Origin of the sequence: Corallococcus carmarthensis (genome assembly GCF_003611695.1) — a bacterium.
In the GTDB taxonomy this organism is placed as follows: domain Bacteria; phylum Myxococcota; class Myxococcia; order Myxococcales; family Myxococcaceae; genus Corallococcus; species Corallococcus carmarthensis.
The window spans coordinates 1-420 of record NZ_RAWE01000500.1; the positions used below are offsets into that span (position 1 = coordinate 1).

Consider the following 420-nt stretch of genomic DNA (forward strand, 5'->3'; position numbering starts at 1 on the left):
GGCATAGTAGGTGCGCATCAGGTCGAGATGCATGATCTCGGGCGAACGCAGACCCTTCACCATGCCGACGGCGACCGGAAAGAAGGAGAGGTAGGTGGAGATCAGCGCCTTCGAGACGAGGCGGGAGGCGTCGGAATCGAGATTGAGGAGATGTGCAACGGCATTGTCGCCGGTCAGCACGTTATAAGAGATGATGACGATCATCGGCGCGATGGCGAGGATCGGTATGGTCTGGCTCGCCACCAGCCAGGGCATCAGCGAGCGGTCCATGGCGCGGTTATGGACGATCAATACGGCGAGAAGGATGCCGAGCAGCATGCCGAAGCCGAATCCGAGCAGAGTGGAGGAGAGCGTTACCCAGCTGTGATAGACGAGGCTGCGGTTGCTCGAAAGGCTGCGCAGGAAGGTGTTCTCGTAGAC

1 protein-coding gene is annotated in these 420 nt (G+C 59.8%); it reads right to left on the reverse strand.

Annotated features, from left to right (window positions below):
* The coding region (locus D7X32_RS44675; RefSeq protein WP_120608494.1) for an ABC transporter permease at nt 1-420 on the reverse strand (420 nt) is incomplete at both ends.